The 15,420-nt window shown below is 63.0% G+C and carries 13 protein-coding genes; 6 read left to right on the top strand and 7 right to left on the bottom strand.

What is annotated here, in order from left to right:
• Positions 1 to 200: 200 nt before the first annotated feature.
• From B3349_RS07215 to ilvA, 6 genes are all read right to left on the bottom strand, one after another.
• Positions 201 to 1,208 carry an LLM class flavin-dependent oxidoreductase gene (locus B3349_RS07215; protein WP_280012579.1) on the bottom strand — a complete coding sequence of 336 codons (1,008 nt, stop codon included), beginning with the start codon at positions 1,206 to 1,208 and terminating at the stop codon, positions 201 to 203.
• A gap of 140 nt (positions 1,209 to 1,348) precedes the next feature.
• A complete protein-coding gene (locus tag B3349_RS07210) occupies positions 1,349 to 1,639 on the bottom strand; it encodes a hypothetical protein (RefSeq protein ID WP_291587652.1) in 291 nt (96 codons plus the stop codon).
• A 114-nt stretch (positions 1,640 to 1,753) separates the two neighbouring features.
• The gene (locus tag B3349_RS07205; protein ID WP_291587964.1) at positions 1,754 to 2,017 is read right to left on the bottom strand and encodes a DUF2164 domain-containing protein; all 264 of its coding nucleotides are present in this window, start codon (positions 2,015 to 2,017) and stop codon (positions 1,754 to 1,756) included.
• 190 nt (positions 2,018 to 2,207) lie between these two features.
• Positions 2,208 to 2,804, bottom strand: coding sequence for a histidine phosphatase family protein (locus B3349_RS07200; protein ID WP_291587650.1), 597 nt, complete (start codon positions 2,802 to 2,804; stop codon positions 2,208 to 2,210).
• Between the two features lie 7 nt (positions 2,805 to 2,811).
• Positions 2,812 to 3,639 (bottom strand): adenosylcobinamide-GDP ribazoletransferase, encoded by an 828-nt coding sequence (locus tag B3349_RS07195; RefSeq protein ID WP_291587648.1) that lies wholly within the window; start codon positions 3,637 to 3,639, stop codon positions 2,812 to 2,814.
• Between the two features lie 208 nt (positions 3,640 to 3,847).
• Positions 3,848 to 5,404 carry a threonine ammonia-lyase, biosynthetic gene (gene ilvA / locus B3349_RS07190; protein ID WP_291587646.1) on the bottom strand — a complete coding sequence of 519 codons (1,557 nt, stop codon included), beginning with the start codon at positions 5,402 to 5,404 and terminating at the stop codon, positions 3,848 to 3,850.
• A 421-nt stretch (positions 5,405 to 5,825) separates the two neighbouring features.
• Here ilvA and B3349_RS07185 point away from each other — a divergent pair, with 421 nt between their 5' ends.
• From B3349_RS07185 to B3349_RS07175, 3 genes are all read left to right on the top strand, one after another.
• Positions 5,826 to 6,275, top strand: a complete 450-nt coding sequence (locus B3349_RS07185; protein ID WP_218333033.1) for an OsmC family protein — start codon at positions 5,826 to 5,828, stop codon at positions 6,273 to 6,275.
• Between the two features lie 248 nt (positions 6,276 to 6,523).
• A complete protein-coding gene (locus tag B3349_RS07180) occupies positions 6,524 to 7,606 on the top strand; it encodes a porin (RefSeq protein WP_291587642.1) in 1,083 nt (360 codons plus the stop codon).
• A 180-nt stretch (positions 7,607 to 7,786) separates the two neighbouring features.
• A complete protein-coding gene (locus B3349_RS07175) occupies positions 7,787 to 9,106 on the top strand; it encodes a porin (protein ID WP_291587640.1) in 1,320 nt (439 codons plus the stop codon).
• 42 nt (positions 9,107 to 9,148) lie between these two features.
• Here the strand turns inward: B3349_RS07175 and B3349_RS07170 are convergent, their stop codons facing one another.
• On the bottom strand, positions 9,149 to 10,003 hold the full coding sequence (locus B3349_RS07170) for a MurR/RpiR family transcriptional regulator (protein WP_291587638.1): 855 nt from the start codon (positions 10,001 to 10,003) through the stop codon (positions 9,149 to 9,151).
• Between the two features lie 120 nt (positions 10,004 to 10,123).
• On the opposite strand from B3349_RS07170, the gene tal reads away from it, so the two are divergent.
• The 3 genes from tal to B3349_RS07155 all read left to right on the top strand — a co-directional run bounded on the left by tal (position 10,124) and on the right by B3349_RS07155 (position 15,416).
• Positions 10,124 to 11,080, top strand: coding sequence for a transaldolase (tal, locus tag B3349_RS07165; RefSeq protein WP_291587636.1), 957 nt, complete (start codon positions 10,124 to 10,126; stop codon positions 11,078 to 11,080).
• Positions 11,081 to 11,113: 33 nt separating this feature from the next.
• Positions 11,114 to 12,703 carry a glucose-6-phosphate isomerase gene (pgi, locus tag B3349_RS07160; RefSeq protein ID WP_291587634.1) on the top strand — a complete coding sequence of 530 codons (1,590 nt, stop codon included), beginning with the start codon at positions 11,114 to 11,116 and terminating at the stop codon, positions 12,701 to 12,703.
• A 478-nt stretch (positions 12,704 to 13,181) separates the two neighbouring features.
• Positions 13,182 to 15,416 carry a TonB-dependent siderophore receptor gene (locus B3349_RS07155; protein ID WP_291587633.1) on the top strand — a complete coding sequence of 745 codons (2,235 nt, stop codon included), beginning with the start codon at positions 13,182 to 13,184 and terminating at the stop codon, positions 15,414 to 15,416.
• The last annotated feature ends 4 nt before the right edge of the window (positions 15,417 to 15,420 follow it).

Here is a 15,420-nt window from a genome sequence, read left to right as displayed (position 1 = left end):
CGTGAAAAGCACGGGACGCACTAAAAACAAGCAAAAACCGCGCCAGACGGCAGCAGGGGAAGCATGAATGCACTGCGGTGGGGCTGTTGCGCCGCAGCCATGCGTGGCGTAGTGGGGCGCCAAGCCGAATCGGGGACGGCCCTGAGCAGGATGGGATGCAGTCCTCCCCGTTGTGGTGCGGCGCCGTCAGGGCGCCGTGCTCACCAGATGGCTGCCTGTGCCGTGATTTCCAGGCTGCGCAGCCGCAGCGCGGGGTCGTAGACATCGGACACCAGCATCAGCTCGTCTGCCTGCGTGGCCTGGGCGATGGACCACAGGCCGGCACGCATGCGTTCAGGGCCGCCGACCACGCCCATGGCCAGAAAGTCCTGGATGGCGGCTTTTTCCTGGTGGCCCAGGCTGGCCATGTAGTGCTCCACCGGTGGCTGCAGGCGGCCGCGCTGGCCGGTGAGGATGCCCAGCACGCGCTGGTAGGTGCTGCTGGCCAGGAAGTCGGCCTCGGCGTCGGTGGGGGCGGCAATCACCGGCACGCCGACGATCACATACGGTTTGTCCAGCTGGGCCGACGGCTGGAACAGCTGGCGGTACAGCGCAATCGCCTGGTGGAGCATGCGTGGCGCAAAGTGCGAGGCAAAGGCGTAGGGCAGGCCTTTGGCAGCCGCCAGTTGGGCCGAGAACAGGCTGGAGCCCAGCAGCCAGATAGGCACATGGGTGCCGGCACCGGGCATGGCGACGATGCGCTGGTGGTCCTGCACCGGGCCCAGCAGGCGCTGCAGTTCGGTCACGTCGCGGGGGAAATCCTCTTCCGATTCCACCCGGTCACGGCGCAGCGCACGCATGGTGGGGCCGTCGGTGCCGGGCGCCCGGCCCAGGCCCAGGTCGATGCGGCCGGGATAAAGCTCGGCCAGCGTGCCAAAGGCTTCGGCCACGACCAGTGGTGCATGGTTGGGCAGCATGATGCCGCCCGAACCCACGCGGATGGTGGAGGTGCCACCGGCGATATGCCCCACCAGCACCGCAGTGGCCGAGCTGGCGATGCCCGGCATGTTGTGGTGTTCGGCCAGCCAGTAGCGGGCAAAGCCCAGCTCCTCTGCCTTGCGGGCCGTGTCCAGGGCAATGTCCAGCGCCTGTCGCACGGTGCCGCCTTCGCGCACGGCCACCAGGTCCAGCATGGACAGGCGGGGCAGGCGTGGGGGAAAGTCGGTCATGGCAGTTCTCCTGAGGGAAAAATCAAATCGTGTCGCTGCGCGCCGGAAGCCGGTTGGAATGGGTTTTGTGCTCCAGGCGCTGGGTCAGCATGCAGACTGCTGCGCGGGCGAGTGAGCCACGCGTCGCTGTGCCGCGTGGCTCACTCGCTGCGGCGGGACATTTCGTTTTTGCAGGTGATGCCGATGATCACGCACCACACCAGCGACAGAATGGCAATGCCCAGGTTCTGGCCGCCGCCGGTTTCCATGGCCAGCACGGAAAACGGCAACGCCACCAGCGCTGCCAGGCGGATGAAGCGGCGCAGGCGTGCCGTGGGCACGCTCGCCTTGAAATACAGCAGCGCTGCATAGCTGGCCACGGCCAGCACGGTCAGGTACAGAAAGGCGTCGCCGCCATAGGGGGCGGCCCAGGTTCGTAGTGATTCCAACATGGGGCCATTGTCAGGCACAGGCTAGCGGTCTTGGGGCGGGGTGGGGGATGGCCTCTGGTCTGTGGGGCTGCTGTACCGCTCGGTACATGTACAGGTGCTGTCGGCAGCGGTGGCTCACTTGCAGCGAGTCCGTTGGTTCCAGTAGGCGAAGGCCTCGTGGTGTACCTCGATGTCCAGTTCGGCCACGCGTGCCTGCAAGTTTTCCTGGGCATCGGCAACGCCCTGGTTGTAGAGCGCAGGACCGACTTCTTCCACGAAGAACTTCAGCAGCCCGCCGGCAGCGACATTGCCGATGGGCTCGTCCATGTGCTCGCGGAAATAGCGTTCGATAGAGGCAATGGCCTGCTGCTGGGCTTCGGGGGACAGGGTCAAAGGCATGGGCATGGGCATGGGCATGGACGCGAAATGAAGGCCAGGGCGGAGTGGGTTCTGTGGCGCCCACCGTGCCCTGCCGGGATCGGATGGGGGAGTGCCCAGGAGCAGTAGGACGCGCAGGAACAGGTGCTGTCTTGAGAGTGTGCCGTGCGCGGCACCAGGATCCAAGCTTGTGCTGTGAGAGGTCAAGAGCTCACGGGGGCTGCATGCCCGCCAGACCATCCCATGGCAGGGCCAGACATTGGCCATAACCCGGCGCGGGCAGGTTCCATTCGGCGCTGGTGGGCAGCCTATTGCCGTGCTGCTGCAGCCATTGCACGCAGCGGATCACGCCGGCGTGTGTGACCCAGACCACATCACGCAGTCCCTGCCCGCTGTCGTGGCCCCAGCTGTGCTGCAAAGCCTGTTGCACACGCCGCAGCATGGCGGTCAGGGATTCACCGCCGCCGGGGGCGTAAGTGGCCAGATCGGTAGCCCAGGCATCGATGTCGGGGCGGGGTATCTGCTCCCAGGGCCGCCCTTCCCAGCTGCCGAAGTCCATTTCCTGCAGGCGCGAATCGGGGTGGCGGTCAGGTGCCAAAGCGGGTATTTGTTCAACCAGTGCATCGGCCAGTTGCACACATCTGCGCAAGGGGGAGTGGCGCAGCACGCTTCCGGCAGGCAGCAGGGTTGAAAAATCGTGTGCAGCTTGCGCTGTGCGCACCGTATCGGCGGCCACATCCAGCCTGCCGTAGCAGACGCCGGCATCGACCAACGGGTGAGCATGTCGCAGCAGCCACAAGGTGCTCATGCCATGCTCACAGCAACTGGCGCAGGTAGAGGGCCGTGGCCAGCAGCAAAGCCAGCTCGGTGAACTGCTGGCAGGCGCCCAGGCAGTCCCCCGTCATGCCGCCCAGGCGGCGCCACAGCCAGCGTCGCACCCACCAGATGGTAAAGGCCATGGCTGCCAGCAGGCAGAGCACATAGCGGTAGGTGCCCAGCCAGCTCAGCAGGGCCAGGGCTGGCAGGCTCCACAGTGCGCCGGTGAGCAGGCCTTTCCAATCCAGCGGCTGTCCCGCGACATGCAGGGTCTTGCTGGCAGCGGCCAGACCCACATGGGGCAGGGTGTGCATCAGCACCAGCGGCGCAAAGCGTGACAGCACATGGGTGCAGCACACCAGAACCAATACGGGCACCGGGCCCCAGAACGGCTCCATGGTCGCCAGCAGCAGGGCGGTCAGTCCCAGCTTGGTGAGCAAGGCCATGGCCAGCGCCATCACGCCATACGCACCGATGCGGGAATCTTTCATGATTTCCAGCGCCCGCTCGGGCGGCACCAGACCGCCCAGTCCGTCGGCCACATCGGCCAGGCCGTCTTCGTGGAAACCGCCGGTCAGCCACAGCGTACCTGCCGTGCTGAGGAGGGCGGCGACCAGCGGCGTCCAGCTGGTGGTGGGCAGCAGCCACAGCGAGGCGCCCATCAGCAAGGCGGCCCACAGGCCCACCAGCCAGCCCACCCCTGGCAAATGCCCGGCGCTGGCACGCTGCAGCGCCGGGCTCCAGCCCACCCAGGCGGCCAGCTTCCCGTTGACGGGGATGCGGCTGAAGAATTGCACAGCCAATAGAAAGTGGCGCAAGGCCTGCATGGTGGGGGAGCAACTCCTGAAATATGCGTTGCGGGCGCTGATGTTGCGTGTGACAAAGCGTGGAACACGCCGCTGCGGAATACTGTATCGGATGCGGCGCAGGGAACCGGCAGCCCCATGTCTGGCGCTGCGGGCCCCGCTTGCCCACGTGCCTCCACCCTGGAAGGGGTGGAGAAGGGGTGGAGACGGCGCCAACGCGCCGTGCGGCTTATTTCAGGAACAGCTGGTAGGCAGGATTGTGGGTTTCCTCGACCCAGGGGTAGCCCAGCTGCTTGAGGAAGCTCTCGAATTTCTTGCTGTCCTTGGCTGGCACCTGCATGCCGACCAGGATGCGGCCATAGTCCGCGCCCTGGTTGCGGTAATGGAACAGCGAGATGTTCCAGGTCGGGGCCATCAGGCTGAGGAACTTGAACAGTGCACCGGGGCGTTCGGGGAAGACAAAGCGCAGCAGACGCTCGTCCTGGGCCAGTGGGGAATGGCCGCCCACCATGTGGCGCAGGTGTTCCTTGGCCATTTCATCGAAGGTCAGGTCCAGGGCTTCGAAGCCGTTTTTCTGGAAATTCTTGCAGATCTTCTCGGATTCGCCCTTGGTCGGCGTGGTCAGGCCCACGAACACATGGGCCCTGCTGTCGTGGCTGATGCGGTAATTGAACTCGGTGACGCTGCGCGGGCCGCCGGGCAGCTTGCCCACCACTTCGCAAAAGTGCTTGAAGCTGCCACGTTCTTCCGGGATGGTCACGGCAAACAGCGCTTCGCGTTCTTCGCCCACCTCGGCGCGCTCTGCCACAAAGCGCAGGCGGTCGAAGTTCATGTTGGCGCCGCTCAGGATGGCGGCGTAGGTCTCGCCCTTGGTCTTGTGCCGGGCCACGTACTGCTTGATGGCAGCCACGCCCAGGGCGCCGGAAGGCTCGACGATGGAGCGGGTGTCGGTGAAGATGTCCTTGATGGCGGCGCAGACGGCATCGGTGTCCACGGTCACAAAGTCGTCCACCAGGCCCTGGGTGATGCGGAAGGTTTCCTCGCCCACCAGCTTCACAGCCGTGCCGTCGGCAAACAGGCCGACATCGGCCAGCTCCACGCGCTGGGCGGCCTGTACCGACTGTTGCATGGCGTTGGAGTCCTTGGTGTGCACGCCAATCACCTTGACGTCAGGCCGTACGGCCTTGATGTAATTGGCCACGCCAGCAATCAGGCCGCCGCCTCCAATGGGCACAAACACGGCATCCAGGCGCTGGCTGCCCAGCTGCTGCAGCTGGCGCAACATTTCCATCGCAATGGTGCCCTGGCCGGCAATCACGTCCGGGTCGTCGAAAGGGTGGACAAAGGTCAGGCCCTGTTCTTTTTGCAGCTTGACGGCGTGCTTGTAGGCGTCGGAATAGCTTTCTCCTGCCAGCACGGCTTCGCCGCCCAGGGCGATCACGGCGTCGATCTTTACCTGGGGCGTGGTGGTGGGCATCACGATGACGGCCCGGCAACCCAGCTTCCTGGCGCTCATGGCCGTCCCCTGGGCGTGGTTGCCGGCGGAGGCGCAGATCACTCCTTTTTGCAGTTGCTCGGCCGACAGGTGGGCCATCTTGTTGTAAGCGCCGCGCAGCTTGAAGCTGAAGACGGGCTGCTGGTCTTCGCGCTTGAGCAGCACCTTGTTGTGCAGACGGCGGCTGAGGCTCTTGGCAATGTCCAGGTCCGACTCCACGGCCACGTCGTAGACGCGTGCATTCAGGATGCGGGTCAGATAGTCGGCAGGGGTGAGGGGTGTCTTCGTCATGGAATAGGTGCCAGAAGCGGTGCCGCAGCGCCGGAGGCGCGGTGCGCGAGGGCTACCATCATAGGCATTTGCTGCACGGATGCTGCAGCGCACACTACGTAGCCTGCCATCGCGCGGCATGGCGCGCAGGAAGGTATGGGCCGATGCCGGGCAATGCAGTCCTGAGGCGTGTGCCCGCAACTGCACGAAAAAAAGCCCCAAGCCGTTGCGGGCTTGGGGCTGAATCCACCGTTAGAGGAGGTGGAGGAGACAATCGGTGCGGGGACGAAGAGAAAGTCTTCTTCGTGCTGTCCATCCGACAATCGGATAACGCATGATTCGCATTGTATGCAGTTTTCTGTTGCGTCGCAACAAATACTGAATTTTCAGGAACGGCTGAAACTTTCAGCCGGACTACGCTTAGCACTAGGAGAACCTTGATATGGAATGCACCGTCAGCTGGACTGGCGCTACGGGCACGCGCTCGGGCATGGGCTTTATTGCAGAAACCGGCAGCGGCCACATCCTGGCCATGGATGGTGCGCCGGACGAGAAGAATCCCGCCAATGGGGGCCAGAACCTGGCGCCCCGTCCCATGGAAGCGCTGCTGGCCGGCACCGGCGGCTGCACGGCCTATGACGTGGTGCTGATCCTGAAGCGCGGCCGCCACGATGTACGCGGCTGCAGTGTCAAGTTATCGGCCGAACGTGCCGATACAGAGCCCAAGGTGTTCACCGCCATCAACATGCATTTCACCGTGACCGGCAAAGGTGTCCCTGCCACCGCCGTGGAACGCGCAATCGCCATGAGCCACGAGAAGTACTGCTCCGCCAGCATCATGCTGGGCAAAACGGCGCAGATCACCACCAGCTTCGACATCGTCGAGGGCTGAACGGCCGCACAGCCCCGTGCACTGTCACGGGGCGCGGGGGCGGGCGTCATTCGCATCTGTTGCTTAAGAGCAACGTAAAAGCGCGTTTTTGGCAGTCATGTAGGTGAATTGCTTTGCGCATCCCTCCCCGGTCTGGTGCAATAGGCTCAACTTCCCCACCAGGAGGTTGGCGCGGATGTCGGCCAGGTTGTCCTGTAAGAAGACGATTCCCGCTCCGCCGCCCTCTGTAAACCTTGGAGTAACTCGCAATGAAGAAATCTCTGATCGCCCTGGCTGTGCTGGCTGCTTCCGGCGCCGCAATGGCCCAATCCTCCGTGACCGTGTTCGGCGTGGTCGACGAAGCCGTGTCCTACGTCAATGGCGCTACCAACTGGAACGGCATCAACTCCGGTGGCAACGCTACCAGCCGTATCGGCTTCCGCGGCGTGGAAGACCTGGGCGGTGGCCTGAAGGCCAACTTCTGGCTGGAAGCCGGCATGCTGGCTGACTCCGGTTCCGGTCAATCCGGCGGTGCTTCGGGCTCCGGTCTGGAATTCAAGCGTCGTTCGACCGTGGGTCTGGAAGGCGGCTTCGGTGAAGTGCGTCTGGGTCGCGACCTGACCGAAGCTTACAAGGCCACCAGCCGTTACGACGTGTTCGGTCAAGTTGGTTTTGGCGTGTCCCGTCTGTGGGCTGACGCCGCAATCGGCCAGGTCTCCACGACCAACCAACGCGTGAGCAACATGGTTACTTACGTGTCGCCTAACTTCAGCGGTTTCAAGGCTGCTGTGAACTACGGCTTTGGTGAAGTCGCTGGCGAGAACAAGGCAAACCGTTACTTCGGTGGTGGTCTGACTTATGACAACGGTCCTCTGAGCCTGGGTCTGTCGGCTGAACGTCAGAACGACCGCACTGGCACTGTGACCGGTCCTTTCCCTCTGTCGGCTGATGTGACCGCATGGGCTCTGGGCGGTTCGTATGACCTGGGTGTGGCTAAGCTGTCGGCAGCTTATCGCAACTCCAAGGCCAAGGAAGACGGCGGCGAATCTCTGAAGGCTCGCGGCTACTACCTGGGCGTGTCGGCTCCTGTCGGCGCTGCTGGCGAAGTGAAGGCTTCGTACAACCGCTACGAAAACAAGGCTGAAGACGGCTTCAAGCTGAAGGCCGACCAGTTTGCTCTGGGCTATGTGCACAACTTGTCCAAGCGCACTGCTCTGTACGGTACTTACACCTACATCAAGAACAAGAACAACGACGGCGAGAACATGAACATTTCTCTGCAGTCTGGTGTTGCTGTGAAGGACAACGGCTCGCAGCACGGTCTGCAAGTCGGTATCCGTCACGCTTTCTAATTGGACGCAGGCGCAAGCCTGCTTCGGTTAGCAAGACAAAAAACCAGCCTTCGGGCTGGTTTTTTCGTTTAGGGTTTCTGCCTGTGGCAAAAAAGCACGCGAGTGCACTTTTGTCGTCCTGCCCCTTCTAGAATGAAATTGCACACAGCCAATTACACATATTCACGAAGGAGACAGCTGATGCATACAAAGACCGCGGTGAGCGTGGCAATCGCTCTGGTGGGCCTGGGGGGCTCCCTGGCCGCCCAGGCGCAGAGCAAGGTGGAGTTGTGGGGCATTGTGGACGTCGGCGTGCGCCACACCAACAACGAAGGTGCCGGCAAGGACGGCCTGACCAAGATGATCGGTGGCGGCATGTCCCAGAGCCGCTGGGGCCTGAACGTCGAAGAAGACCTGGGTGGTGGCTCCAAGGCCCTGGCGCACGTGGAACACCGTTTCAATGCGGATACCGGTGACAAGGATGCGACCGCGCCTTATTTCCAGCTGTCCTATGTGGGTCTGCAAGGCCCTTATGGCAAGCTGACCATGGGCCGCCAGTGGAATGTGCTGTTTGATGTGGTGACTTCCACCTACGCCTCCTTCCCCTACTCGCCCTATATGGACGCCTACAAGCCGGAGCTGGGGATGGCTGCCGGTGCGCGTTCCAGCAACTCGCTCAAATACACCCTGGCCACGCCCTCGCGCAATTGGGTGGGTACGCTGCAGTATTCGTTTGCAGAAGGTAATAACACGGATGCTTTGACACAGGGCGCGCAAGCGGCCGGTGCAGCAAGGCAAGCTGCTTTGCAGGGCAACCTTCCGGCAACGGCAACAGCAGCAGCAGCAGCGGGAATGTCGGTGCCGCAATATATTGCCGCGCAGGTTGGAGCGGCCGTGAACAGCTACGCCGCAGCCAATATCCCGGCTGTGGCCGGGGGCGCGTTGAAGCAGATGGGCGGTTTCCTACGTTATTCCGAGAACGGCATCTCGCTGGGCGGCGGTTATCTGCGCACTTCACTGCCTGGTGGCTCCGACCTGGACGCCTGGACACTGGGTGGTTCTTACCGCTCGGGTCCGTTGTATCTCAATCTGGGCTATGGCCAGAACAAGATCAAGATCCAACGTGCAGGGGCAACGGATATTGCCGGTCAGGTCCGCAATGCGACCGATCTGGCGATTGTGGGCAGCATGTGGTCAGGCCAGACCAATGGCGGTTTCCAGCCGGGTGGTGCGGATAAGCGCCAGATGATCAAGGTGGGTTTTGGCTACCAGATCACGCCCCAGTTGAATGCAGGCCTGCATTACTTTCATGCCAAGCAGTCGGGTGATGCCGATGGCTCGCACAACGGCAAGGCCAATTTCATGATCGCTGCCGTGGATTACGCATTCAGCAAGCGCACGGATGCCTATTTTGCGGTGGACCACACGCGCATCAGCGGCGGCGCCGGCATGGAAATCGATACAGTCAGCCATGCACGTACCCGTACGGGTATTACTGCGGGTCTGCGCCATCGCTTCTGAAGCGGCGCTGCTTGCAAAAAAACCGGCCACTGGCCGGTTTTTTTATAGTTCCGGACTGTGCCGCTTGGATTGCAGATTGGTGCGCAATTGCTGCAGCTGGTGTTGCAATTCGGGGCCCATTTGCAGGGCAACATGGGTGGCCAGTACGTCGATGATCAGCAAATGCAGCAGGCGGGAGACCATGGGGCTGTAGACGTCATAGCCTTCCGGGTGGTCGGCTGCCAGATGGATGTCGCACAGGCTGGCCAACGGAGAATGGCTGGCGGTGATGGCAATCACGGTGGCGCCTTTGGCTTTGGCAATTTCCGCCGCGTCCAGCAAATCCCGGGTGCGGCCGGAATTGGACACGATCACTGCACAGTCGCCTGGGCGCAGCATGGTGGCGCTCAGCACCTGGATATGTCCGTCGCTGCTCGACAGGCTGGTGATCCCCAGGCGGAAGAATTTGTGCTGGCCGTCCTGGGCCACGATGCCGGAATTTCCGGCGCCGTAAAACTCCAGCCGCCGGCCTTGTTTCCAGGTGCGCAAAATGGCCAGGCCGGCCTGCTCCAGCTGGATCGGGGATGCTGCATTGCGGTATTGCAAAAACGCGGCGACGGAGTTGTCGATGACCTTGACCAGAACATCGGCCGGCTTGTCGTCCGGATCGACACTGCGGTGGATGAAGGGTACGCCTTCATTGGCATGGCCGGCCAGTTTCAGCTTGAAGTCCGCCAGACCGTCATAACCCATGCTGCGGCAAAAGCGCACCACCGTGGGTTTGCTGACATGGGCGCGTTCGGCCAGTTCGCGCACCGGCAGATGGGCGAATGCCTTGGGGTCGTGCAGAACCAGTTCGCCCACACGCTGTTCGGCGGGGGCGAGGGAGGGGAGGGAAGCAGCTATCCGGTCCAGCATGACAAACACTTGCGTTATTCAAAAAAAGGCACACAGCGCAGGCGCATACACTTACGCCCCAGCGGCCGGAGCTTTTGCCGGCCGATGCAACTGTCAGGCTTTCACATCAGGATCAGAAGTATGAACCAGCTCGAAGCGCTCAAGCGCTGGACGACGGTGGTCGCAGACACCGGTGATTTTCAGCAGATGGAACAGTTCCGTCCCCAGGACGCCACCACCAATCCATCGCTGATTTTGAAAGCCGTGCAGAAACCGGAATATGCCCCATTGCTGCAGCAAGTGGTTGCGCAGGGTAAAGGGGCGGATATTTCTGCACTGATGGACCAGTTGATCGTGCGTTTCGGATGCGAGATCCTGACCAAGGTGCCGGGACGCGTGTCCACGGAGGTGGATGCCCGCCTGTCGTTCGACGCGGCCGCCACCGTGGCGCGGGCGCAGCGCATTGTGGGCCTGTACCAGGCACAGGGGGTGGATACGGAGGCGCGGGTGCTGGTCAAGGTCGCGGCCACCTGGGAAGGTATCCAGGCCGCCCGCCAGCTGGAGCGCGAAGGTATTCACACCAATCTGACGCTGCTGTTTTCCCGCTGCCAGGCGATCGCCTGCGGCGACGCAGGGGTGCAGCTGATCTCGCCATTTGTGGGGCGCATCTACGACTGGTACAAAAAGCAGGCCGGTGCGGGCTGGGACGAAGCAGCCATGGCCGGTGACAACGACCCCGGCGTGCAATCGGTGCGCAGCATCTTTGACTACTACAAGCACTTTGGCATTCGCACCGAGGTGATGGGCGCGAGCTTTCGCAATGTGGGGCAGATTCTGGCGCTGGCCGGCTGCGACCTGCTGACCATCGCGCCCGATCTGCTGGCACAGTTGCAGGCAGCCTCCGGTGACGTGCCGCACAAGCTGAATGCGGCAGCGGCCCAGGGCATGACGTTGGAGCGTGTGCACTATGACGAAGCTGGTTTCCGCTTGGCCCTGAATGCGGACGCCATGGCCACGGAAAAACTGGCGGAAGGTATTCGTGCCTTTGTGGCCGATGCGGTGAAGCTGGAGCAGCTGATGCAGGCGGCTGCGGCTTGAATCGGGTATCCGAACAACAACGAGACACAGTGAATGGGTTGTGATCAGACGTCCGCATGGCAGTCCTTGATGCTGCTGCGTAGCCAACAGGCGCAGGCCTGGGACATTAGGGGGGCATTTGCCAGCGATGCGCGGCGGCTGACGGATTTCAGCCTGCAGGCCCCCCATGTGTTTGCGGACCTGTCCAAAAATGCCTGGGATGCGCAGGTGGAGGCTGCGCTGATGGCCCTGGCGCGCGAATGCCGCCTGGAGTCCTGGCGCGCGGCCTTGTTTGCGGGGGAGGCCATCAACACCTCCGAGCACCGTGCGGCCATGCACTGGCTGCTGCGCATGCCAGCCGATGGCGGTGAACTGGCGGCAACCCTGTCCGGTCACACGGCATTGCAGCAGCCATTGCGCGATGTGCACCAGACGCTGGACGCCATGCTGGCACTGGCCGAGCAGGTTCGGGGCGACGCGTGCATCACCGATGTGGTCAACATCGGCATTGGCGGCTCCCACCTGGGGCCGGAAGTGGCGGTGAATGCCCTGGAAGACTGGGTGACCACCGGCAAGCGTTTTCACTTTGTCTCCAATGTGGACGGCCACGAACTGGGCCATGTGCTGGACAAGGTGGATGTCCGGCACACGCTGTTCATCGTGGCCTCCAAGTCTTTCACCACGGCGGAAACCATGCTCAATGCCCGTTCGGCGCGGGCATGGTTCATGGCGCAGACGGCGGCACTGTCTGCTGAAGAACAGGCCCAGGCCGTGGCACGCCACTTTGTCGCGCTGACCACCAACACGGTCGCTGCGGCAGATTTTGGTATCCACACCACCTTGCCATTCTGGGACTGGGTGGGGGGGCGCTATTCGCTGTGGTCCGCCATCGGTCTGCCGGTGGCGATTGCGGTGGGGGCGGAGCGCTTTCGCGAGATGCTGGCCGGCGCCCACGCCATGGATGCGCATTTCGTGCAGGCACCGCTGGAACAGAACCTGCCGGTGCGTCTGGCGCTGCTGGACGTCTGGTACCGCAATTTCATGGGCTATGGCAGCCGCTGCATGGCCGCCTACAGCCATGGCCTGCGCCGCCTGCCGGCCTATTTGCAGCAGCTGGAAATGGAGAGCAATGGCAAGAGCGTGGACCGTGACGGTCGGCCCGTCCGGGTGCAGACCTCGGTCGTGGTCTGGGGCGAGCCCGGTACCAACGGCCAGCACGCGTTCTTCCAGATGCTGCACCAGGGCCAGGATGTGGTGCCTGTGGAATTCATCGCCCTGCGCGACGGCGGCAAGCACCTGGGGGCCCACCACCGCAGCCTGGTGGTGAACGCGGTGGCCCAGGCCCAGGCCCTGCTGATGGGCCGCCACGATGGCCGACCCGAACAGCATTGCCCAGGCAACCGTCCCAGCACTTTTTTGCTTCTGGAGCGGCTGGATCCGGCCTCGTTCGGTGCCCTGGTGGCGCTGTATGAACACCGCGTGTTCTGCTCGGGTGTGATCTGGGGCATCAACAGCTTTGACCAGTGGGGCGTGGAGCTGGGCAAGCTGCTGGCCCAGGACCTGCAGGACCGCATTGCGCGCGAGGACTGGCACGGGGTGGATGCCTCTACCACGGCGCTGGTGCGCCAACTGTTGCTGGACTGAGCGGCCGTATCCCGGCGACAGCAGTGCCATGGGGTGCGCGCGGTCGCGCCACACCATGGTTCTCTGGTGGTGCGGCCCATGCCTGGGCTTGGACGCTTTCCCTGGGCGCCTCGGCACGACCTGCGTGTGCCCTGCGGCGCCTTTGTCACTCTTGGCTTCTTCCCTTGTGCCGCTCCGCTGGCGGCGGTGGTCCGGTGCATTCCATCGCAATCATTCCCGCCCTTTGAATTGCGGTCGCCATCAGCGTCCACATGGGCTGCATGGCGGGAGATCTCTGGCTGTATTTTTTGCGCCAATGGGCGTTCGCAAAAGTTTGCGCATACTTTACAATTATTAATGAAACTAAGAATGATTCTTGGTTATCAAAGCTGCCAGCCTACGGTCTCCGTCTTAGCCACAGCATTTCTGGTTGCCCGTGGTGGAGCGCATCGTGCTGTTCCCATGGGGTGTTCCGTGGTTTCCGCACTTTGAGTCGTTCATGTCCGCTCGCTTTCTCCCTTCCGGCCGCCATGCGGCCCCTGGCGCTGTGCGCACCTGCGCCCTCGCCGCAGCCTCGTTGTTTGTTCTTCTCGATGTCAGCTGGGCGCAAAGCGCTGCGGCCACTGCCAGCACCACGGCCCTGGGCGAAGTGACCGTCACGGAGAAGTCGGCGCCCAGTGTGTACAGCGAGGCCCAGGACTCCTATGTTCCCCAGGGCGTGGAAGTGGGCAAGGCAGCGCAATCGCTGCGGGAGATTCCACAGTCCGTCACCGTCGTCACACGCCAGCGCATGGACGACCAGGCGTTGCGCACGCTGGACGATGTGATGAACCAGACCACGGGGGTCACCCGTGAAGAGACCTGGCTGGACACCACCTATTTGTCGCGCGGCCTGGAGATCAAGAACATCCGCTATGACGGCGGCGCAGCCAACTCGACGCGATCCGGCAGCCGCAGCCTGGATATGGCGCAGTTCGACAGCGTCAGCCTGCTGCGGGGTGCTGATGGCATGTTCGGTGCCGGCGAAGCCGGAGGCGTCATCAACTTCACCTACAAGCGGCCCCGGGCACAGCGCCAGACGCAGGTGCTGCTGTCCGGCGGCACGCTGAACAACTACCGGGCAGAGCTGGATACGACAGGGGCGCTCAACGCCACTGGTAGCGTGCGCGGCCGCTTTGTGGCGGTCAACCACGATCGCCGTGAAATGGCAGATCCGTCGCGCCTGAAGCGGCAGATGCTGTATGGCGCCCTGGAAATGGACCTGAGCGCCAGCACCCTGCTGATGCTGGGTGCCAGCTACCAGAAAGACCGCAATACCGGCTTCAACGCCAGCCTGCCGCGTTACGCCGACGGCAGCGACATTGGCCTTCCCCGTGACACCAATATGGGGGCGCCCTGGAACTGGATCGAGCGCGAGAACAAGACGGTGTTTGCCAAGCTGGAGCACCAGCTCTCTTCCGATTGGCAACTGAAGGCCCAGGTGCGGCATACGCGTTTCCATGAAGGCGTGAATGGCGCGGAAATCGAAAGTGCCCCCGACCCGATCACCCTGGAAGGTGCGGATTGGTGGATCCACCAAAGCAAGACACGTTCGCGCGAAACCAGTCTGGATGTGAACGTCCAGGGCGGTTTCGATGCCTTCGGTCAACGCCACGATGTGATTGTGGGTTGGGACATGCAGCGCACCAGCGATACCGTTCGCAGCCTTTGGCCGATGATCGGCCCTGCCGACGTGTTCAACCGCATGCCGCCAGTCAACCCCGGTTATCCGCTGGGGGCATGGGACAGCGGTTCGCAAACCAGCACCCAGAAGTCCGGCCTGTATGGTTCTTTGCGCCTGCGCCCTGTCAAGGACTGGGCTGTGGTGCTGGGGGGACGCTACACCTTGCGGGACAGCAGCACCCAGTACGACATGAGCGGGGCACTCAACGCCCGCAGCCGGGAAAACGGGGTCTTCGTTCCCTATGCCGGCGTAGTCTACGACTGGTCCGCCACCACCAGCCTGTACGCCAGCACCGCAGAAATCTACCAGTCCCAGGCCGGAAAGTTCTCGGCCCCCTTGCCAGGCGCGCCGCTGGATCCGGTGCGTGGCCGGACCTACGAGTTGGGCATCAAGAGCCAATGGGGCAAGGACCTGATCGCCAGCGCGGCGCTGTTCCGTACGGAAAAAAAGGGTGAGGCGGCCTATGACCCTGCTTACCCGCAAACCAACTGGCGTGGCGGTTGCTGCTATTTCCGGGACGGCTACCTGCTCAGCCAGGGCATCGACCTGGAGCTGACGGGGCGCATCACGCCCAATCTGCAACTGGCAGTAGGCTACACCTACAACGACAATGAAAACAAGCGCCAGGATGATGCCCAGTTCAGCACGATCACGCCGCGCCATCTGTTCAAGGCCTGGGCGGACTACCGCATGACCGGCGCCATGCGCGGCTGGAGCCTGGGGGCGGGCGTGGTGGCGCAGAGCTCGACCTTCCGTTCCGGGGGCATCAGTGCCTACAACCCGGTCACGGGCCGCTATGACGGCGCATGGACGCCGTATCAGTTCACCTCGCCTGGCCAGGCTGTCTGGTCTGCGCGTCTGGGCTACGCCATCAATCCGGACTGGAGTGTGGCCATGAACGTGGGCAATCTGTTTGACAAGACCTACTACAGCACCGTGGGCTACGCTGGTTACGGCAACTTCTATGGTGAAAAGCGCACGGTGACGGTCACCCTGAAGGGCCGATTCTGATCGG

Origin of the sequence: Comamonas sp. UBA7528, from assembly GCF_002479375.1 — a bacterium.
Taxonomy (GTDB): Bacteria; Pseudomonadota; Gammaproteobacteria; order Burkholderiales; family Burkholderiaceae_C; genus Comamonas.
Note: the sequence above shows the minus strand (reverse complement) of the source record. Positions and strands in the feature narration are given on the sequence as shown.